General features: G+C 59.6%; 15 protein-coding genes, 4 tRNA genes and 1 pseudogene. 6 read left to right on the forward strand and 14 right to left on the reverse strand.

Annotated elements, in window-relative coordinates:
- Positions 1–61: 61 nt before the first annotated feature.
- On the reverse strand, positions 62–2,296 hold the full coding sequence (locus ORL50_RS24505; RefSeq protein ID WP_266018829.1) for a DNA internalization-related competence protein ComEC/Rec2: 2,235 nt from the start codon (positions 2,294–2,296) through the stop codon (positions 62–64).
- Between the two features lie 134 nt (positions 2,297–2,430).
- Between ORL50_RS24505 and ORL50_RS24510 the strand changes: the two genes are divergently transcribed.
- Positions 2,431–2,946 carry a DUF2062 domain-containing protein gene (locus ORL50_RS24510; RefSeq protein ID WP_266018830.1) on the forward strand — a complete coding sequence of 172 codons (516 nt, stop codon included), beginning with the start codon at positions 2,431–2,433 and terminating at the stop codon, positions 2,944–2,946.
- A 68-nt stretch (positions 2,947–3,014) separates the two neighbouring features.
- On the opposite strand, the gene ORL50_RS24515 is transcribed toward ORL50_RS24510, so the two are convergent.
- From ORL50_RS24515 to ORL50_RS24530, 4 genes are all read right to left on the reverse strand, one after another.
- Positions 3,015–3,794, reverse strand: a complete 780-nt coding sequence (locus tag ORL50_RS24515; RefSeq protein WP_266018831.1) for an ABC transporter permease — start codon at positions 3,792–3,794, stop codon at positions 3,015–3,017.
- A complete protein-coding gene (locus tag ORL50_RS24520) occupies positions 3,791–4,723 on the reverse strand; it encodes an ABC transporter ATP-binding protein (protein WP_266018833.1) in 933 nt (310 codons plus the stop codon). The genes ORL50_RS24515 and ORL50_RS24520 overlap by 4 nt, the downstream gene beginning before the upstream one ends.
- Positions 4,724–4,856: 133 nt before the next feature.
- Positions 4,857–5,480 carry a glutathione S-transferase family protein gene (locus ORL50_RS24525; protein WP_266018835.1) on the reverse strand — a complete coding sequence of 208 codons (624 nt, stop codon included), beginning with the start codon at positions 5,478–5,480 and terminating at the stop codon, positions 4,857–4,859.
- Positions 5,481–5,523: 43 nt separating this feature from the next.
- The gene (locus ORL50_RS24530) at positions 5,524–6,183 is read right to left on the reverse strand and encodes a transglutaminase-like domain-containing protein (RefSeq protein ID WP_266018836.1); all 660 of its coding nucleotides are present in this window, start codon (positions 6,181–6,183) and stop codon (positions 5,524–5,526) included.
- Between the two features lie 244 nt (positions 6,184–6,427).
- On the opposite strand from ORL50_RS24530, the gene ORL50_RS24535 reads away from it, so the two are divergent.
- Positions 6,428–8,875: an acyl-CoA dehydrogenase gene (locus ORL50_RS24535; protein ID WP_266018837.1), complete on the forward strand. Its 2,448-nt coding sequence runs from the start codon at positions 6,428–6,430 to the stop codon at positions 8,873–8,875.
- A gap of 74 nt (positions 8,876–8,949) precedes the next feature.
- Positions 8,950–9,357, forward strand: coding sequence for a PA2817 family protein (locus ORL50_RS24540; protein ID WP_225570854.1), 408 nt, complete (start codon positions 8,950–8,952; stop codon positions 9,355–9,357).
- 180 nt (positions 9,358–9,537) lie between these two features.
- Here ORL50_RS24540 and ORL50_RS24545 read toward each other — a convergent pair whose 3' ends face one another.
- Complete coding sequence (locus tag ORL50_RS24545) at positions 9,538–10,524, reverse strand: LysR family transcriptional regulator (protein WP_266018841.1); 987 nt, start codon at positions 10,522–10,524, stop codon at positions 9,538–9,540.
- A gap of 89 nt (positions 10,525–10,613) precedes the next feature.
- Between ORL50_RS24545 and ORL50_RS24550 the strand changes: the two genes are divergently transcribed.
- A complete protein-coding gene (locus ORL50_RS24550; protein WP_266018881.1) occupies positions 10,614–11,240 on the forward strand; it encodes an alanyl-tRNA editing protein in 627 nt (208 codons plus the stop codon).
- Between the two features lie 141 nt (positions 11,241–11,381).
- Here the strand turns inward: ORL50_RS24550 and ORL50_RS24555 are convergent.
- The 4 genes from ORL50_RS24555 to ORL50_RS24570 all read right to left on the reverse strand — a co-directional run bounded on the left by ORL50_RS24555 (position 11,382) and on the right by ORL50_RS24570 (position 11,794).
- Positions 11,382–11,457 (reverse strand) — tRNA-Gly (locus tag ORL50_RS24555).
- Between the two features lie 3 nt (positions 11,458–11,460).
- Positions 11,461–11,536 (reverse strand) — tRNA-Glu (locus tag ORL50_RS24560).
- 104 nt (positions 11,537–11,640) lie between these two features.
- Positions 11,641–11,716: transfer RNA gene (locus ORL50_RS24565), tRNA-Gly, on the reverse strand.
- A gap of 2 nt (positions 11,717–11,718) precedes the next feature.
- A tRNA-Glu gene (locus tag ORL50_RS24570) sits at positions 11,719–11,794 on the reverse strand.
- Between the two features lie 394 nt (positions 11,795–12,188).
- Between ORL50_RS24570 and ORL50_RS24575 the strand changes: the two genes are divergently transcribed.
- Positions 12,189–12,947, forward strand: coding sequence for a hypothetical protein (locus ORL50_RS24575; RefSeq protein WP_266018842.1), 759 nt, complete (start codon positions 12,189–12,191; stop codon positions 12,945–12,947).
- 117 nt (positions 12,948–13,064) lie between these two features.
- On the opposite strand, the gene ORL50_RS29165 is transcribed toward ORL50_RS24575, so the two are convergent.
- From ORL50_RS29165 to ORL50_RS24590, 4 genes and pseudogenes are all read right to left on the reverse strand, one after another.
- Complete coding sequence (locus ORL50_RS29165; protein WP_416236044.1) at positions 13,065–13,778, reverse strand: methyl-accepting chemotaxis protein; 714 nt, start codon at positions 13,776–13,778, stop codon at positions 13,065–13,067.
- Positions 13,764–15,029, reverse strand: a pseudogene (locus tag ORL50_RS29170) (HAMP domain-containing methyl-accepting chemotaxis protein); the annotation flags it as partial. The pseudogene ORL50_RS29170 and the gene ORL50_RS29165, both read right to left, overlap by 15 nt.
- Before the next feature lie 109 nt (positions 15,030–15,138).
- Positions 15,139–16,527 carry an aminotransferase-like domain-containing protein gene (locus ORL50_RS24585; protein WP_266018846.1) on the reverse strand — a complete coding sequence of 463 codons (1,389 nt, stop codon included), beginning with the start codon at positions 16,525–16,527 and terminating at the stop codon, positions 15,139–15,141.
- Between the two features lie 216 nt (positions 16,528–16,743).
- On the reverse strand, positions 16,744–17,505 hold the full coding sequence (locus ORL50_RS24590) for an SDR family oxidoreductase (protein ID WP_122839112.1): 762 nt from the start codon (positions 17,503–17,505) through the stop codon (positions 16,744–16,746).
- Positions 17,506–17,737: 232 nt separating this feature from the next.
- Between ORL50_RS24590 and ORL50_RS24595 the strand changes: the two genes are divergently transcribed.
- The gene (locus ORL50_RS24595; RefSeq protein ID WP_266018848.1) at positions 17,738–18,742 is read left to right on the forward strand and encodes an NADP-dependent oxidoreductase; all 1,005 of its coding nucleotides are present in this window, start codon (positions 17,738–17,740) and stop codon (positions 18,740–18,742) included.
- Positions 18,743–18,789: the final 47 nt, after the last annotated feature.

Raw genomic sequence — 18,789 nt, forward strand, 5'->3', positions numbered from 1 at the left:
TAGGGGGTCCGCACACCGAAGACCACCATGGCGCAACCGGTCGGGGCCGGCGGCAATCACGTCATTCTGCCAGCGGTGCCGGATCGCGCCAGAAGCGCCGTTGTTGACGCATCGTCGCCGGCTTCTGGAATGTCCCCAGTTGCAGATGAACGGCACCTTGCTCGGCACTGTCATAGATCCCCATCTCCAGCTTTCGGTAGCGCGCGATTACGGTCGGATGCGGATGGCCAAACGAATTGCCATTGCCCCGGGAGATCAGTGCGCCCTTGGGCTGAAGCGCGTTGAGCAACGGCATCGAGGATGAGGTGCGACTGCCATGGTGCGGGGATTGCAGCCAATCAGTGGCGACGGCCAGCGGGCTGGCTAGAAAAGCCTGCTCAGCGGCGTGCTCGATATCACCGGTGAGCAGCAATCGCTCCCCCCCGGCCTCGACTTGCAGCACACAGGACCTGGAGTTGCTGTCCTGAGCCGACGCCCAATGCCAAAGCCGGAAACTCACTCCGTCCCAATTCCACTGCCTGCCGCTTTCGCAGGCATCTGCGTGCAAACCTTGAGGCAAGGGAAAGGGTTCACCGCCGACGATGCTCCTGACCGGTAATCCTTCAACCACGGTCTTGGCGCCTCCCGAATGATCGGCGTGAGCATGGCTGATCAGCAGCATGTCGAGCTGTTGCACTCCGAGCTTGTGCAACGCCGGCAGCACCACCCGGGCGCCCATGTCCATGCCCCCAAAACGTGGCCCGGCGTCATACAGCAGACTGTGATGACGCGTGCGCACCAGGATCGCCAGGCCCTGACCGACATCCAGGAGCCAGACCCCGGCAATGCCTTCGGCGAGCATGGGTCGGGGTGGCAAGGCCAGTAACAGCAGCATCGGCCAGCCCAGCCAGCGCATGGGCACCCCCGCCGGCATCAGCAGCAGCAAGGCCCCGGTGGCCGCCAATGCCCAGGTCCATAATGGAATCGCCATCGGCATCCAGGCAGGCAACTCCCCCGCCACAAGCGCCAACCCCATGAACAGCCAGTCGATCAGGCCTCCGGCGAGCCAGAGCAATCCCTCGCCAACATAAGGAAGCGGCAGCAACAACGTGCCGAGCAACGCGGGCGGCAGTACCAAAAGGCTGATCCAGGGCACTGCGACCAGATTGACCAGCGGCCCGCTAATGCTGACCGGCAGGCCGAGGATGAGCAACAGCGGACACAAACCGATCGCGATCAACCATTGCGCGCGAGTCCAGGTCTGCCACCAGGGCGATGGGCCAAGCCGGCCGCTGAAGGTAAAGATCAACACCGCCACCGCCGCAAACGACAGCCAGAAACCGGGTTGCAGGCTCGTCAGCGGGTCCATCAGCAGAACCCCATTGAGTGCCAGGAGCAGCGGCCACCAGGCGCCGAGATGACGAAAGCGCAGGCGCCACAGCAGGACCAGGCCGATCATCGCGCAGGCGCGCCGCACCGGGACGTCGAAGCCGGCGAGCAATCCGTAACCCAGGGCCGCCGCGAACGCCAGACCACAGGCCCAGGGCAGCCAGGGTAAACGTGCAGGCCATAAGCCATACCGGGCCAGCCCCGCGATCAGCAGATACACCACGCCAGCCAGCAAGCCAATGTGCTGCCCGGAAATTACCAGCAAGTGCACGGTGCCGGTGTCTTGCAACACTCGCCAGTCTTCGCGGCTCAGCCCACTTCCGTCGCCCAGGACCAATGCCGCCAGCGCACCGCTGCGTCCCTGCGCATCCACCGCCAGCAGGCGCTGACGCAGGCTGTCGCGCCAGGCTCCACGGGCATCCGCCAGCTTTTCGCCAGCCTTCACCGTGCCGGTGGCGCCGATACGTTGCGCGAGCAGCCAGGCGTCGTAATCGAAAGCGTGAGGATTAAGCAGCCCGGCCGGCCGTTTCAACTTGACCGCCAGGCGCCAGCGTTCTCCGCTGTTCACCGGGGGGCCGTCGTACCAGGCCAGGCGCATGCGCTTGGGAAGCTTCGTGCGCCTCGAATGGCTGTCGGACAGCTCGAAACGCACCACACCTTCGCTGTTCTGCGGCAATCCGGTGACCCTGCCCTCTACCCAACGGGTTTCACCCTCAAGCTGGATCGGCAGCCGATCATCCAGCGCCCATTGCGCCTGGACACAGGCCCAGCTGAAGCCGAACAGAAAAAAAGCCAGCGGATAAGTGCGGAACGGCAGCACCATCAAGCCCGCTATCGGCATCAATATCAGTAACCAGACCGGCGGTAATGCCGGTAAAAAACGCAGGGTCAGCAAACCCAGCGCCAGCGCCATCATCCCTGTGCGCATACGCTCGTCCTTGAGAGTCCCCCCTAGGCATAGCCGTTCGATCGCACGGCCGTCGTTATTAATTGTCACAAAGTCTGAATAGGCGGTTCATGGAATCCAGACATACTTGCCGCCTTAACCGACCGAGAAGCCTTATGCCCCGGCGCTTATTCAAACGTTACATGCCAGATCCGACGAGCATCAGGGAACACAAGTCCTTACGCTTCCTGGGCACCCTGCTGCATGACCCGAACCTGTGGCACCTCAATCGCCACTCCGTCGCCCGGGCGATGGCTGTGGGGTTGTTCGCCGCCTTCCTGCCCATTCCCCTGCAGATGCTGGTGGCCGCCGCGTTGGCGATCATGGTGCGTGGCAACATTCCGATCGCCGTCAGCCTGGTCTGGCTGACCAACCCGATCACCATGCCGGTCGTGTTCTTCTGCACTTATCAGACTGGCGCCTGGATGATGGACATCCCCGCCCGCCACTTGCCGGACGAACTGACCTGGGAGTGGATCAGCGGCGAGCTGTCGACGATGTGGCAGCCATTCCTGCTGGGCTCGGTGGTCACGGGGCTGGTGCTGGGGGTCTTGGCTTATTGCCTGACGATGATGTACTGGCGCTGGTGGGTGGCGCGCCAGTGGCGGCGGCGCAAGAAAAGCCGGCAGTAGAATGCAAAACGGCCTCCGCATGGGAGGCCGTTTGTTTATGCGGTGTTTGGGGACGACTCGGTCGTCCTTTACGTACGCATGCCCCGGCCACTGACCAGCAACCGCGCACAACCGATATACAGCGCCACGGTTGCCACCAGCATGAAGGTAATCGCCACGCTGATACGGATATCCGAAACCCCCAGGATGCCGTAGCGGAACGCGTTGACCATGTGCAACACCGGGTTCGCCAGGGACACGGTTTGCCAGAATGGCGGCAGCAGCGAGATCGAGTAGAACACCCCACCCAGATACGTCAGAGGCGTCAGCACAAAGGTCGGGATGATCGAGATGTCATCGAAGTTGCGCGCAAACACCGCATTGATGAAGCCCAGCAGCGAGAAAATCGTCGCCGTCAGCACCACCACCAGGATGGTTACGCCCAGGTGATGCACCTGCAATTGGGTAAAGAACAGCGACAACAGCGTCACGATCACCCCCACCATCAAGCCGCGCAGTACTCCGCCCAAGGTGTAGCCAATCAGGATCGTGTGCGGCGACACCGGCGACACCATCAACTCCTCGATGGAGCGCTGGAACTTGCTGCCGAAGAAACTCGACACCACGTTGCCGTAGGAGTTGGTGATCACCGACATCATGATCAGGCCCGGCACGATGTATTCCATATAGGTGAAGCCACCCATATCACCGATCTGCCGACCAATCAGGTTACCGAAGATTACAAAGTACAGCACCATGGTGATCGCTGGCGGCAGCAATGTCTGTGGCCAGATCCGGGTGAAGCGCTTGACCTCGCGGTAAACGATGGTGTTCAGGGCAACCAGGTTGGGCTGCAGCTCGGAACTCATACCGCCACCTTCGACAGATTTTTCTCCACCAGGGACACGAACAACTCCTCAAGACGGTTGGTTTTGTTGCGCAGGCTCAACACTTCAATGTTCTGTTGAGCAAGCTGGGTAAACAGCGCGGTGATGCCCATGGCCTTGTCGACCTGGACTTCAAGGGTATGACCGTCGAGCAACTTGGTCGGATAACCGAGCAGCTGCGGGGCAGCACTCAAGGTGTTCTTGAGATCGAGCAGGAAGGTCTCAACATGCAACTGGCCCAGCAGCTGTTTCATGCTGGTGTTCTCAACGATGGTGCCGTGGTCGATGATGCCGATGTTGCGGCAAAGCTGCTCAGCCTCTTCCAGATAATGGGTCGTGAGGATGATGGTGATGCCTTTCTGGTTCAGCTCGGTGAGGAACGTCCACATCGAGCGACGCAATTCGATGTCCACCCCTGCCGTCGGTTCGTCGAGGATCAACAGGCGCGGCTCGTGAACCAGCGCGCGGGCGATCATCAGCCGGCGCTTCATCCCGCCAGACAGGGAACGCGATGGCGTGTCGCGCTTGTCCCACAAGCCCAGCTGGGTCAGGTACTGTTCGGCGCGCTCCTTGGCGATTTTCGGCGGGATGCCGTAATAACCGGCCTGGGTCACAACGATGTCGAAAGTCTTCTCGAACTGGTTGAAGTTGAATTCCTGGGGCACGACGCCGATGGAACGCTTCAGCGCCGCCGGGTTCTTGTCCAGGTCATGACCAAAAATGTTCACCGTGCCGCTGGTCTTGTTCACCAGGGTCGAGAGAATGCCGATGGTCGTGGACTTGCCCGCACCGTTAGGGCCGAGCAAGGCGAAAAAATCACCTTCGGCGACATCCAGATCGATACCACTCAGGGCCTGGAAACCGTTGCCGTAGGTTTTGGTTAGCTGCCGGATGGACAGAGCGGAACTCATATCGGATTACGCACCAAGAAGGGAGAGGAAAGGATAGATAAGGGCGGGCGGTGACGAACACAACCGCGGCGCATAAGCGCAATGGTGCTTGTCCCCGCCACACAAGTACAGTCAAGCGTGTCGATAGTGAGTATTAAGTCAACGCGGTCATGACGGCCTTCTGATACGCGGGACGCTGCTTGAGCCGTGCATACCAGGCCTGCAGATGGGGCTGGTGGGCGCGTTCGATTGGCATCTCGAACCAGGCATAAATAAAACTGCCGAGGGGAATGTCGCCCATGCCAATTTCATTGCCAGACAGGTAGGGTTGCGTGGTCAACGCCTGATCGACCAGCGCCAGCAGCGCGTCGCACTCCTTGATCGCGGCGTGGATGGCCGGCCAGTCCTGTTGCTCCGCTGGAGTGCGTAGCACGCCCCAGAACACAGTGCGGAACGGTCCGGCGAAGTTCGAGGTAGTCCAGTCCATCCACTTGTCGGCGCTGGCGCGGGCTTGCGGATCTGCCGGATACCAGGTGCTGTCGCTGGCGTGTCGGGCCAGCAGATAGCGCACGATGGCGTTGGATTCCCACAACACAAAGCCGTCGTCATCAATCACCGGGACTCGACCATTGGGGTTCATCGCGCGGTACTCGGGGGTATCCACCACGCCGAAGGCGCCGCCTGCATCTATAGCCTCATAAGCGAGGCCCAGCTCCTCGGCCGCCCACAACGGCTTCCTGACATTCGACGAATTTTTCCGACCCCAGATCTTCAGCATGACTGCCTCCTTATGGATGAATGCGCAGGCAGCATACGCCGGATCAGGCGCGACTCAAATCGGTCTGCATGTCTCCCAGCAGCACCGGCGACCGCTCACCGAACAGGTGTGGATAGCATTTCTCCAGGTGCTCGAAAAAGAACGTTTCAGGCACATCAGTGAACTGGCCATGGTCGACCAGGTACTCCATCAACTGCTCGCCATCGCGGTTGTACGGGTGGAAGACGCTGTCGTTGATTCCGTCGAACTCCAGTGGCGCGACATTGAACAACTCGCACAAACCTTGATTGAACGCCGGCGTGGCCTTGACCCAGCGTCCGTTCAGGAACAGTTCGGTATAACCGTGCATGGCGAACACGTCGCTCCTGAGCAATTCGAGCAGACGCGGGGTCGACAGGTGATTACGCACATCAGCCAGGCCGATCCGAGCCGGGATTCCACAATGCCGTGCCGCACCTGCCAGCAATGTGGCCTTCGGCACGCAGTAGCTCTCCCCTGCCGCCAACGCGTAGCTGCCACGCAGGGTCTGCGGATCGCGACTGAAGGTATAGGGGTTGTAGCGCACGGCTTCGCGCACCGCGTAGTACAGATTAATCGCCTGCTCAAGCGGGTCGCGACTGGCACCACGATGTTTTTCAGCGAACTCCACTACTGACGGGTGGTCACTATCGATGAAGCGGCCGGGACTTAAATACTCGTGCATGAGATCAATCTCCTGGGTAAGGCCCGAGTCTAGCGACAGGATAAGCACAGAGATAACGGCATTTCGGCCAAACATGGGCGCATTGTCGCGCGGGCAGCGAACGAATTGCGCAGCTCGTTGCCAACCGTGCCTGCAAAACTTCTACAAGGTTTCTCACAATTCAACACCTTGCCCTGATCACCCTGCTACGGATGCCGTCTAAGCTCTGAGGGTTGGTTTTGCCCTGGTTCACGGAGGATTAAATATGCTGTTGTTGTGGATACTGGTTCTGATCGTCGGCATTGCCTACCTGGCGCACCGCCGCACCGCCCCACTACCCGCCTTGTGCATCGTTGCCGTTTTTGTGGTGGCAATGGGCGCCTTCAGTCACGCCCCCGGTTGGTTATTGCTGCTGCTATGGGTGTTGATCGCTGCCGTGGCAGCGCCGTTGCTGCTGCCAGACCTGCGCCGCAAATTTTTCAGCGCGCCACTGTTCAGCTGGTTCCAGAAAACCCTGCCGCCGATGTCGCAGACCGAACGCGATGCCATCGACGCCGGCACGGTGTGGTGGGATGGTGAACTGTTCAGCGGTCGTCCGGACTGGGACAAACTGCTGGCCTATCCCAAAGTGCAATTGAGCGAAGAGGAACAGGCCTTTATCGATGGCCCGACCGAAGAGCTGTGCGCCATGGTCAGCGACTGGCAGATCGGCCAGGACATGGACCTGCCACCGCAAGCCTGGGCCCACATCAAGGACAACGGCTTCTTTGCCCTGATCATTCCCAAGGAATTCGGTGGCAAAGGCTTCTCCGCCTATGCACACTCCCAGGTCGCGATGAAACTAGCGACCCGCAGCGGCGACCTCGCTTCCACCGTAATGGTCCCCAACTCCCTCGGTCCTGCCGAGCTGCTGCTGCATTACGGAACTGACGAACAACGCAATCATTACCTGCCACGCCTGGCGCGGGGCGACGATATTCCGTGCTTCGCCCTCACGGGCCCGCTAGCCGGTTCCGATGCAGGCGCGATGCCCGACACCGGGATCATCTGCAAAGGTGAATGGGAAGGCCAGGAAACCCTGGGCCTGCGCCTGAACTGGGAAAAGCGCTACATCACTCTGGGCCCCGTTGCCACGCTGCTTGGCCTGGCATTCAAGGCCTATGACCCGGACCACCTGCTGGGTGACAAGGAAGACCTGGGTATCAGCTTGGCATTGATTCCAACCGACACCCCGGGTGTCGAGATCGGACGACGCCATCTGCCACTGGGTGCCGCGTTCATGAACGGTCCCAATTCCGGCAAGGACGTATTCATTCCCCTGGATTACCTGATTGGTGGCCAGGAAATGCTCGGCAAGGGCTGGATGATGTTGATGAACTGCCTGTCCGTCGGCCGTTCGATTTCCCTGCCGGCAGTCGGCACCGGCGCGGCCAAGTTCACCAGCCTGGTGACCGGCCAGTACGCCCAGGTGCGCGAACAGTTCAACGTGCCACTTTCGGCATTCGAGGGTATCCAGGAAGCCATGGCGCGCATCGGCGGCAATGCCTGGATGATGGATGCTGCGCGAATGCTCACCGCCAATGCGGTGGACCTGGGCGAGAAACCATCGGTGCTGTCGGCGATCCTCAAGTACCACCTGACCGAACGCGGTCGCGAGTGCATCAGCCACGCCATGGATGTGCACGGCGGCAAGGCCATCATCATGGGCCCGAACAATTACCTGGGACGCAGCTGGAACGGCGCGCCGATCTTCATCACCGTGGAAGGCGCCAACATCCTTTCGCGCAACCTGATGATCTTCGGCCAGGGCGCGATTCGCTGCCATCCGTTCGTGCTCAAGGAAATGGCCCTGGCCGGTCGCGAGGACAAGGATCAGGCCCTGGTCGAATTCGACGCGCTGCTGCTCAAGCACATCGGATTTGCCGTGAGCAACGCCGCCAGCACGCTGGTGCTGAACCTCGGCTTTGGTCACTTCGAGCGGGCGCCAGGCAATTCCCTGAGCCAAGGTTATTTCCGTGCGCTCAACCGTCAGGCCGCCGCGTTCGCCATGCTCGCAGACCTCAGCATGATGCTGCTGGGCGGCGAACTGAAACGTCGCGAACGCTTGTCGGCGCGGCTGGGTGACGTACTGAGCAACATGTACCTGGCCTCCGCTGCACTCAAGCGTTATCACGATCTGGATTCGCCGGAGCACATGGCGCCCCTGTTTAACTGGGCGATGGAAGAAAGCCTCGGCCAGTCGGAAAAGGCCCTGGATGAATTGCTCACCAACTTCCCGAACAAAGTATTGGGCTGCCTGCTACGGGTGATCGTGTTCCCATTCGGACGCCGTCACAAAGGTCCTTCGGACAAACTCGGTGCCGAGGTTGCCGCAGTTATCGGTCGCGCCAAAGGCGATCCGACGCTCGAAGAGTTGCTCGGTGGGTGCTACCGCCCACAGGCGGCTGATGACGCGGTTGGTGCGCTGCAACATGCGTGCAACCTGTTGAACGCCGCCCAGCCTCTGCAGAAAAAGCTGCATGTGGCGCTCAAGAGTGGCCAGGTCAAACCCGCTGCAGGGGAACATGCGATCGACGCGGCACTTGAAGCCGGCGTGTTGCAGCCAGTAGAAGCGCTGACCTTGCGTGATGCCGAGGCAGCGCGACGCAAGGTGATCGATGTCGATGACTTCGACAAGGAAGAGCTGACGCTGGCCGACGGAAAGGTCCGCTGATTCCGTTCAACCTGTAAAAACGGGCGCAGGAGCTTTATACTCCCGCGCCCGTTTTGCTCTTGAGGACTTATCTCGTGTCCAACATCGTTGCCGATCATCTCGTCCTGCTGGACCACTTGCGCAGCATCCTGGTCGCCGTGGGTGAGGCCGAGCAGGTCCCCGAAGAAAGCCACGCGCTGTTTCTGGAGCGTTTCGACGAACTGCGTGCATTGTTGCCGGTTGACCCGATCGAAAGCCAATACCTGGGCCAGGACATCCTCTGCCAGGTCATCACCCGCTACCCGCAAATCGCCCACCTGGTCCCGCGCGACCTGCTGTGGTACTTCGCCGGTGATTGCCTGCACTACATGCCCGACGACGAAATCGATTTGTACCAGGCACTCGAAGAACGTCGCTTCGAAGCCGAACAGAACGATGAACCGTTCGACTGGAATCAGGAAAAGCAGTTGCTGTCGATGTCCAACGACGACAGCAAGCACTGATCACGATCAGAAACTCAAAAGGCCCGCATTGATCAACATGCGGGCCTTTTTTGTGGTGGCTGCTGACGCCATCGCGGGCAAGCCTTGCTCCCACCGGTCAAACCGGACCACTTTGAGCAAGCCTTCAGCCCTCAGGGTTGCAACCAAGACCTGTGGAAGGCTTGCCCGCGATGGGGCCTCTCAGGGCAACCCTTCACTTTCGGGCGACTCATATGCCGCCATATCAACCCCCCGGCCGGGCTTGCCCAACGTCGGCTCTTTCTCCAGGCACGCCACCAGATAATCGATAAACACCCGCAACTTCGGCGGCATGTATCGAGTCGGTGAGTGCAACAACCAGGCGCCTCCGTGATAGGACGCCAGGAAAGTCCAGTCCGGCAACACCTGCACGATCACTCCCTGCTCCAAGGCATGACGCGCAGTGAAATAAGGCAGGCTGCCAATCCCGATGTGCTGCAGCACCGCGCCAAGGCGGACGCCGGTGTGGTTGGCCGCATACCTTCCACGCACGCCTACCGTGATCGACTTGGTACCTTGCTTGAATTTCCAGCGCGCATCGCTCGGGGTTTCTCCCAGGTAAATGCAGCTGTGATTGAGCAAGTCGTGGGGATGAGTCGGGATACCATGTTCGGCCAGGTACTGCGGCGTTGCGCACAACATATGATCGATGGTCAGCAACTGGCGCCCCACCAGCCCGGCGGGAGGGCGATCAGTGATTCGAATGGCCAGGTCGACATGGTCATCGATCAGATCCACCTGCCGATCCTCCAGCAGCAACTCGACGTCCACTTTGGGGAAGCGGCGCAAAAATTCCGGCATGTGCGGATGAATCACAAATCGCCCTACCGCCTTGGGCACGCTGATCCGTATCAGCCCTTCGGCCTCATCCGTGAACTGGCCGCTGATTTCCATGACTGACTTGGCCGCACTGACCATCTCCTGACAACGCTTGAACACCTCCTCGCCACCGTCACTCAAGCGCAGCTTGCGTGTGGTGCGTTGCAACAGGCGAGTAGCCAGCGCTTTTTCCAGGCGTGAGATGCTGCGACTGACAGCCGAGGGTGACGACCCCAGTTGGCGAGCCGCTTCAGAAAAGCTGCCAGTCTCGACAACCTTGACGAAAATCGCCATTTCGCCCAGCAAGGGCAGTGGAAGATTTATGCTCACAGCGCAACAGTCCTTTGATGTTTGACCGGATTATCACGCTTTTCCCTGCTACCTATAATAAAAAACAGTATTTATTCGGATCCGGCACCATGACGCTTCGCCTCTTTTTCCACAGTGATGAGCTCAATGCCAACGTGGAAGTCCTGGACTGCACTGCACACGAGAATGAGTTCGCGGTCGTCCTGCGGGCCACACTGTTTCACCCCCAGGGGGGTGGGCAACCCTTCGACACCGGCTGGATCGACGAAAGCCAGGTGCTGCGTGTGGTACAGGATCCAGACCGAATCATCCATTTCGTCGACCGCCCCGTCATCCCGGGCATGACCCGGATTCGAGTGGACGAGCAGCGCCGCCAATTTAATACCCGCATGCATTCTGCCGGCCATTTGATCGGTCATTTCGTTCAGGCAAGGGGCTGGATGCCGATCAAGGCGCATCATTGGCCGGGTGAAGGCCGGGTGCAATTCAAGCCGACTGAGTCTGCGCAAGAGATTGACGCACAAACTGTGCAGATCGGCCTCGATCAATGGATTACCGACGACCTGCCCCGCCTGACTTCGCTGCGCGAAGGCGCACGGGAAATCAGCTTTGGCGAATTGCCCGCTTATGGCTGTGGTGGCACGCATGTCCGCAGCCTGAAGGAGCTGGGCTCGGTCACCATCGCCTCCGCCTCATCGAAGAAAGGCTTGTTATCAGTGCACTACAGCGTTGACTGACCCGTCGATTTAAACGATTAAACACGCAAAAGGCCCGCTCAGTCTGTCTGGCGGGCCTTTTGCTTGGCGGATAAAAAGTCTGGGTAAACAAATCGCGCACAAACAAAAACGCCGCTCAATGAGCGGCGTTTTCGTTAAATATGGAGCGGGAAACGAGACTCGAACTCGCGACCCCGACCTTGGCAAGGTCGTGCTCTACCAACTGAGCTATTCCCGCAAATGGCGTCCCCTAGGGGACTCGAACCCCTGTTACCGCCGTGAAAGGGCGGTGTCCTAGGCCACTAGACGAAGGGGACACGCTGCCCGGAACACATGGTGTGTGTTTCGGTGCCCAGATCCGCATCCGAAGACTTGGTTCTGGTTTCACTCAGTGCCGCCCGAAAGCAACACTGTTTAAAAATGGAGCGGGAAACGAGACTCGAACTCGCGACCCCGACCTTGGCAAGGTCGTGCTCTACCAACTGAGCTATTCCCGCATTGGCGTCCCCTAGGGGACTCGAACCCCTGTTACCGCCGTGAAAGGGCGGTGTCCTAGGCCACTAGACGAAGGGGACACACGTACAACATTCACTCCCTACCGCGTTTCGCTGTGTGCTTTACGCTGTAAGTGGCGCGCATTCTATGGATGGATTGAGAGGTCGTCAACCCCCAGATATAAATTTATTTAAATCAATGACTTCGACCTGGATTCAGGCGCGTTTCAAGCTTTTCCGCCGCCCGGTGTCTGACGCCTATATTCTGACGCCTGCCAAGGCGTTATAGTCGATCGGCGCCACGAATGATGGCCATGTGCATCCAGATCAGCGATTACTTATATAAGGCGCATGGCGGCCGATACAGACTGAACACTGTCCGATTCAACCCGTCGTGCAGCGCTATGCGGTCCAATGCCAAGCCACTACACTCGCTCGCGAATCCCATAAAGAGGTCTTACCGGTGACGCCACTCATGATCACCCTGCTCGTCGTAGCCGGGATCGCACTATTGATCGCCATTGGCTACATGAACAATGTGGTGGAAAACAACAAGCTGGAGAAGGCCCGCACCAAGATAGAGCTGAACGACCGCTTGCGTCGTTGCGGCGAGATCACCGAGACGTTTCCGGGACAGCTGATGACACCGGCCCTCAAGCTGCTGTTGACGCGCCTGGAACTGAATGTGTGCCAGCGTCTGCTCAACCTGGAAAAATCCAACGTCGAGATGAAGGGCCGTATCGCCGAGCTGACAGCGCTGGTCGAGCAAGGCGAATCAATTCCGGTGAATAACCCACCTGCGCCGATCCAGACTGAAGCCAAGGCCAAGGATGTGCGTTTCCTGCTTGAAGCCCTGCACGGTCAAATCACCCGCGCAGCCCAGGACGGCTTCCTGCCAACCAATGAAGCCAAGCGCTGGATACGTGAAGTTCGCCATATCCTGGTGCTGTTGCATATCGAGTTCTTCAACAACCTAGGCCAGCATTCGCTGCAACAAAATCAACCTGGCCAGGCGCGACTGGCATTCGAGCGCGGCGTGCAATACCTGCGTAAGCAGCAGGAACCACAGCTTTACGCCGAACAACTGCAATACCTGGAGAAACTCTTGGCTCGCGCCAACGCCCAAGTGATGGACAAGACAGCGCCTGCCGAAGACGAAGTGAACCAGTTGACCGAAGGCCTCAAGGACGTCGAGGCCGATGCGGACTGGAAGAAAAAAGTCATCTACGACTGATTGCCTGCTGTAGGAGCGAGCTTGCTCGCGAAAAACGACCGGGCGCCGCAGGGTGTCAGATTCCCCGCGTTATCGTTTTCGACCATCGTCGCAACGCCGCCCGGACCAAGCTCGCTCCTACAATTTGAAATGCCCCACCATCCCTTTCAACTCAATCCCCAACTGCGCCAGCTGAATGCTGGACGCAGCATTCCCCTGCATCGCCAGCGAAGACTGATCGGCACTGGCGCGAATGCTCGTCACGCTACGATTGATCTCCTCGGCCACCGAGCTCTGCTCTTCGGCGGCGGCAGCAATTTGCTGGTTCATCTGCTGAATCAATGACACCGCCGCAGCAATGCTGCCCAAGGCACTTTCGGTCTGCAGTGCATCGCTGACCGCCAACTTGACCAACTCACCACTGCTCTGGATCTGTTGCACCGAGGCCTGCGCTGCAGACCGCAATGCGCTCACCAGGCGTTCTATCTCCTCGGTCGATTGCTGGGTGCGCTTGGCCAGGGCTCGAACCTCATCCGCGACTACCGCAAAGCCCCTACCCTGCTCACCAGCGCGCGCGGCTTCAATCGCCGCGTTCAGCGCCAGCAGATTGGTCTGCTCGGCCACGCTCTTGATCACTCCCAGCACCGTACCGATATTCTGGATCTCGGCGCTCAAGCTCTCGATGCTGGAGCTGGCCGAAGTCGCAGAATCGGCCAGCAGTTCGATCCGCGCCATGCTCTGGCGCACCACTTGCTGTCCGCTCTCGACCTTGCTATCAGCGGTTTGAGCCGCTTGGGCCGCCTCCTCTGCGTTACGCGCGACGTCATGCACGGTGGCAGTCATCTGGTTCATCGCGGTAGCCACCTGCTCGGTTTCCTCCTTTTGGCTGCTGACCTCAAGATTGGTCTGTTCGGTACCTGCCGATAACGATTGCGCCGAACTGGCCAACTGTTCGATGCCGGCCTGCAAACCGCTGACGATATTGCTCAGTCCGGCGCCCATCTGCTGCATGGCGAGCATCAGCTGACCGATTTCGTCGCGCCGCGTCACCTCGACCGTCGCGCTCAGATCACCCGATGCAATTCGCTGGGCAACATGCATCACACTGCGCAGGGGCGCCACGATCAAACGGGTAATGACCCAGGCAGCAATCAAGCCGACCAGGAGTGCCAGCGCGGAGGAACCGATGATCAGCAGGGCATTCTTTTTCAACTCTGCCTGCATGGACAGATCTTCGGCTACATAAGCCTGATCCACACGATCCACCACCTGGGCGGCGCGCTGGTGCAGCTGCCCATAGACGGTCTTTTCCTGGGCCAGCAGCCCGGTGTACTCCGCAAGTTTTTCGCTGAAGCCGGCAATGTGGCCAGTCACTTCGTTGAGTACGGTCTTGTAGCCGTCATCCACGACTGTGGACTTGAGCTGTTCAGCCTGGGACAGCGCCTGGTCGGCCTGCTCGATCTTGCCCTGGCCCGCACTGTCGTCACCCTTGCGACTCAGGTCCAGGCGCACTCGCGCCTCGTTCATGGCCTGGAGCATCAACCGCGAGACCTGGCTGACCTGCCCGGCTTGCTCGATGAACTGCGCGCCATCCTTGCCCTGAGACTCTTTCAGGGTATAGGCCCCATCATCGGCAAGCCCGGCTTGCAGGACATCCAGGTTGTTGGCAACGCTTGAGACTGACCAGTTGGCCATTTCCAACGCCAGGTCCTTGGTCTGGCTGAGCGAGACGAACTCATCAAAGGCAGCTCGATAAGCCAGCAGAGACTGCTCCACATCACTCATCACCGGGACATTCGCTGCAGAGGCCTGCTTGAGCCCGTTCGCCAGGACAATCAGATCATCGACACCTGCGTGCAAGGCCTCGACGGTCTTGGCGTCCCCACGCAAGGCATATTCCTGCTCAAGCAAGCGCACCTTGAGCAAGCCACTATTGAGCGACGACATCTGCTTGAGGTCATTGAAGCGCTGGCTGATGGCCTGCAATGACCACACTCCGATCACGGCAATCAGCGCCGTCAGCAAGAGCACCAAGGCAAACCCCACGCCCATTTTTTTTGCCATACCGAGGTTGGCAAAACGTCCTTGCACGGCCGAATTCATTGCGATGGGTACCCCTGAATGAGTCTATTCAAGCAGATTCGCAACGGGCCCCGAGCAACACAAGACGCTGGCGTCGGAATAATGGCAAAAAGCTACGCCCTCGTCGTTTTCAGAACGTTTGAGGTCGATCCGGCGAAGTTGCGCGGAAAAACCTGCGGGCCTGCGGATCACAAGCATAGGCGACATTGATGCGCAGCCAGTCGGTGATCACATCACTGGGGCTGAACGCAGTCGAAGAGGACAACTGGATACCGCAACGCAGGGCATGGGCGAGAATCTGCGTGCGATCCTGTTTGCGCGAGCGTGCCCAGACGAACAGGCCGCCGGAGGGCTTGCAGAACACTTCCCAATCGGCGTCTTCAAGCATTTGCAGCGTCAGCCTGCGGTCGGCATTGAGCCGCTGGCGCTGGCGCTGTACCAGTTGACCATAGGCACCGCTGGCCAACAGGCAGGCCAGCACCGATTCGGCGAACGGTGATGCGCCCTTGCTGCTGATCATCTTGACGTGCACCAGCTTGGAAATGACCGCCACGGGCGCTGCGATAAAGCCGACCCTGAGTGAGCTGCTGAGGGTTTTTGAGTAGCTGCCGACGTATACCACACTGCGCCTGGTATCCAGGGCGGCCAATCGGACCCCGGGGCCGGTCTGTAAATCGGCGTAGACATCGTCTTCAATGACCAGCACGCCATGGGCATAGGCCAGCTGTAATAGCCGTTGCGCCACCAGTCGTCCAAGGCTGCTGCCCGTTGGATTTTGATGGTGGCTGTTGATGAACAGCGCACGGGGACGCAGCTTGAGCAAGACCGCCTCGAGCGCTGCGATATCAGGGCCGTTCAGGTTCCGCGGTATCTCGATCATGCTGATGCCGTGCAAACGCAGGAGATCGAACAACGCGCTGTAACCCGGACTCTCCACTACGACGCTGTCTCCCGGCTTGAGTAAGGTGCGCACTATGAGGTCAAGCGCCTGGGTGGCACCGGCCGTGGTCATTACCTCATGTTCCTGCGCCTGGATATCCAGCCGGATCAGGCGTTTGATGATCTGCTGGCGCAAGGTCGGCAGGCCGAGCGGCGCGCTGTAGTTGAACAGGCTCGCCATGTCGGTATGGCTGACCTGACGGATCGCGAAAGCCAGGTCATCGGTTTCGCGCCAGCTCTCTGGCAACCCGCCGCCACCCAATTCCCAAGGATCCTGTTGAGCGCACCGCTGCTCGTCGGCCCCTTCCCCCTTGGGCAACACCTCCTGCCGGTGTGGCTGGGGTTTCGAAGCCACGAAAAAAGCTGAACCACGACGCGAGTCCAGCAGTCCCTTCGCCACCAGGCGCTCGCAGGCTTCCACCACACAGGCCTGACTGAGCAGATTGATGCGCGCGATATCCCGTACCGGCGGTAACCGGGTACCGGGAGCTACGTCGCCATGCCTGAGCCAGCGCACTAGCGAGTCGACGATTTGTTGTACGACCGGGACCAAGGCCTGTCGATCTATTCTCAATTCCATGAGCTGCTGCCTCCTGTTCGTTTTTACGCAAGGCAGTAGAGCATGGTGGTCCTGAATGGATGGGTAACGGGGGGGCTGGAACGGGGGGAGTTCACTTGGTGATACAGTTTTGGTTTTCTTTAGAGGGGGGGCTGCGGCCCGGGAAAGATCGCAGCCTCGTTGCACTCGACAGCTCCTACACAGCTCCTACGCACCTGTTGCGCATCGTGTGGGGGGTTAGAACGCGGTAACGCCGCCGTCCACTGCCAACGAGTGTCCGGTGGTAAATGCGGCGCCGTCACTGCACAGATACAACACTGCGCTGGCGATCTCTTCGACTTTGCCGATGCGACCGACTGGATGCATCGCATTGGCGAACTCGCCCTTCTTCGGATCCGCCTCATAAGCGCGGCGGAACATGTCAGTGTCGATAACCGCCGGGCATACCGCATTGACTCGGATTTTCTTTTTCGCATACTCGATCGCCGCTGACTTGGTCAGGCCGATCACCGCGTGTTTGGAGGCCGCATAGATACTCATTTTCGGCGCAGCCCCCAGACCCGCCACGGAAGCCGTATTAACTATGGCGCCACCGCCCTGTGCCAGCAGCAGGGGTAACTGGTACTTCATGCACAGCCACACGCCTTTGACGTTGACGCCCATGATTGCGTCGAACTCGTCGAGCGTGCCGTCCGCCAGCTTGCCCTTCTCGATTTCAATGCCAGCGTTGTTGAAGGCGTAGTCCAGACGTCCGTAGGTATTCACCACCTCGTCCATCAGATGTTTCACTTCGCTCTCCTGGGTGACGTCGCAGCGCACGAAGGTCGCTTCACCGCCCAGGGTACGAATCAGTGCCACGGTACCTTCGCCGCTTGCCGTATCCAGGTCGGCGACTACCACTTTCAAGCCTTCAGCGGCGAACGCCTGGGCAGTGGCGCGGCCGATACCATTGCCAGCGCCAGTCACTACTGCCACTTGACCAGAAAACGTCATGCTCATTGCCATGTCCTCCAAAGAAGCTGGGAAAGTACGTGCGGCCAGTCTAGTCACAGGTGGCTGCACTGCGGCAGCACTATCAGAAGGCCGGTTGGCTGCCCATGAGTGGCAGTGATGAAACACCGGGAGTGACTATCACTGCTCTGGATCGAACTGCATTCGCGGCATCAGCCAAACTTGCAGCCTGGATCACTAACGGCTATCAACAAGGCTTCATCCCTCTTGAGCGCCTGTCATGACTAACCAGACCAATCGCCAGTTCCTGCTCGCCAAACGTCCGGTGGGCCCGGCGACCCGCGAGACTTTCACCTATCAGGAAGTACCGGTCGGTGAGCCGGGCGCAGGGCAGATCCTGGTAAAAAACGAATACCTGTCCCTGGACCCGGCCATGCGTGGTTGGATGAACGAGGGCAAGTCCTACATTCCGCCCGTAGGTATCGGCGAAGTCATGCGCGCATTGGGCGTAGGCAAAGTCGTCGCCTCGAATAATCCGGGCTTTGCTGTCGGCGATTACGTCAACGGCGCTCTTGGCGTGCAGGACTATTTCCTCGGCGAGCCGCGGGGCTTCTACAAGGTCGATCCGAAACTGGCGCCGCTGCCGCGTTATTTGTCAGCACTGGGCATGACCGGCATGACCGCCTACTTCGCGCTGCTCGACGTCGGCGCGCCAAAAGAAGGTGACACCGTGGTGCTCTCCGGTGCTGCGGGCGCCGTGGGCAGCATTGCCGGGCAGATTGCCAAGCTCAAAGGCTGCCGAGTGATCGGCATCGCTGGCGGCGCGGACAAGTGCAAGTTCCTGATCGATGAACTGGGTTTCGACGGTGCCATCGACTACAAGAACGAAGACGTGCACGCCGGCCTGAAACGCGAATGTCCAAAAGGGGTCGACGTGTATTTCGATAACGTGGGCGGCGATATTCTCGACGCCGTGCTGGGCCGCTTGGCCATGAAGGCCCGGGTGGTTATTTGCGGCGCCATCAGCCAGTACAACAACAAGGAGGCGGTCAAGGGCCCCGCCAACTACCTGTCGCTATTGGTCAACCGCGCCCGCATGGAAGGCTTCGTGGTAATGGACTACGCGGCACAGTTCGCCGCTGCCGGACAAGAGATGGCAGGCTGGATGGCCAAGGGGCAGCTCAAGAGCAAGGAAGATATCGTCGAAGGACTGGAGACGTTCCCGGAGACGCTGATGAAGCTGTTCAGCGGGGAAAACTTCGGCAAGCTGGTGTTGAAGGTGTAAAACACCTCTTCCACGACCGCAATTGCTGTGGGAGCAAGCCTTGCTCC

The sequence above is a fragment of the Pseudomonas sp. RIT-562 genome (genome assembly GCF_026241895.1).
Classification (GTDB): Bacteria; Pseudomonadota; Gammaproteobacteria; order Pseudomonadales; family Pseudomonadaceae; genus Aquipseudomonas; species Aquipseudomonas mandelii_F.

What these genes read in the sequence shown, in the direction of transcription:
- ORL50_RS24550 (WP_266018881.1), top strand. Translation starts at nt 10,614, where the DNA reads ATGACGCTTCGCCTCTTTTTCCACAGTGATGAGCTCAATGCCAACGTG.
- ORL50_RS24595 (WP_266018848.1), top strand. Translation starts at nt 17,738, where the DNA reads ATGACTAACCAGACCAATCGCCAGTTCCTGCTCGCCAAACGTCCGGTG.
- ORL50_RS24575 (WP_266018842.1), top strand. Translation starts at nt 12,189, where the DNA reads ATGATCACCCTGCTCGTCGTAGCCGGGATCGCACTATTGATCGCCATT.
- ORL50_RS24530 (WP_266018836.1), bottom strand. Translation starts at nt 6,183, where the DNA reads ATGCACGAGTATTTAAGTCCCGGCCGCTTCATCGATAGTGACCACCCG.
- ORL50_RS24585 (WP_266018846.1), bottom strand. Translation starts at nt 16,527, where the DNA reads ATGGAATTGAGAATAGATCGACAGGCCTTGGTCCCGGTCGTACAACAA.
- ORL50_RS24590 (WP_122839112.1), bottom strand. Translation starts at nt 17,505, where the DNA reads ATGAGCATGACGTTTTCTGGTCAAGTGGCAGTAGTGACTGGCGCTGGC.
- ORL50_RS24525 (WP_266018835.1), bottom strand. Translation starts at nt 5,480, where the DNA reads ATGCTGAAGATCTGGGGTCGGAAAAATTCGTCGAATGTCAGGAAGCCG.
- ORL50_RS24520 (WP_266018833.1), bottom strand. Translation starts at nt 4,723, where the DNA reads ATGAGTTCCGCTCTGTCCATCCGGCAGCTAACCAAAACCTACGGCAAC.
- ORL50_RS24515 (WP_266018831.1), bottom strand. Translation starts at nt 3,794, where the DNA reads ATGAGTTCCGAGCTGCAGCCCAACCTGGTTGCCCTGAACACCATCGTT.
- ORL50_RS24505 (WP_266018829.1), bottom strand. Translation starts at nt 2,296, where the DNA reads ATGCGCACAGGGATGATGGCGCTGGCGCTGGGTTTGCTGACCCTGCGT.
- ORL50_RS29165 (WP_416236044.1), bottom strand. Translation starts at nt 13,778, where the DNA reads ATGAACCAGATGACTGCCACCGTGCATGACGTCGCGCGTAACGCAGAG.
- ORL50_RS24510 (WP_266018830.1), top strand. Translation starts at nt 2,431, where the DNA reads ATGCCCCGGCGCTTATTCAAACGTTACATGCCAGATCCGACGAGCATC.
- ORL50_RS24535 (WP_266018837.1), top strand. Translation starts at nt 6,428, where the DNA reads ATGCTGTTGTTGTGGATACTGGTTCTGATCGTCGGCATTGCCTACCTG.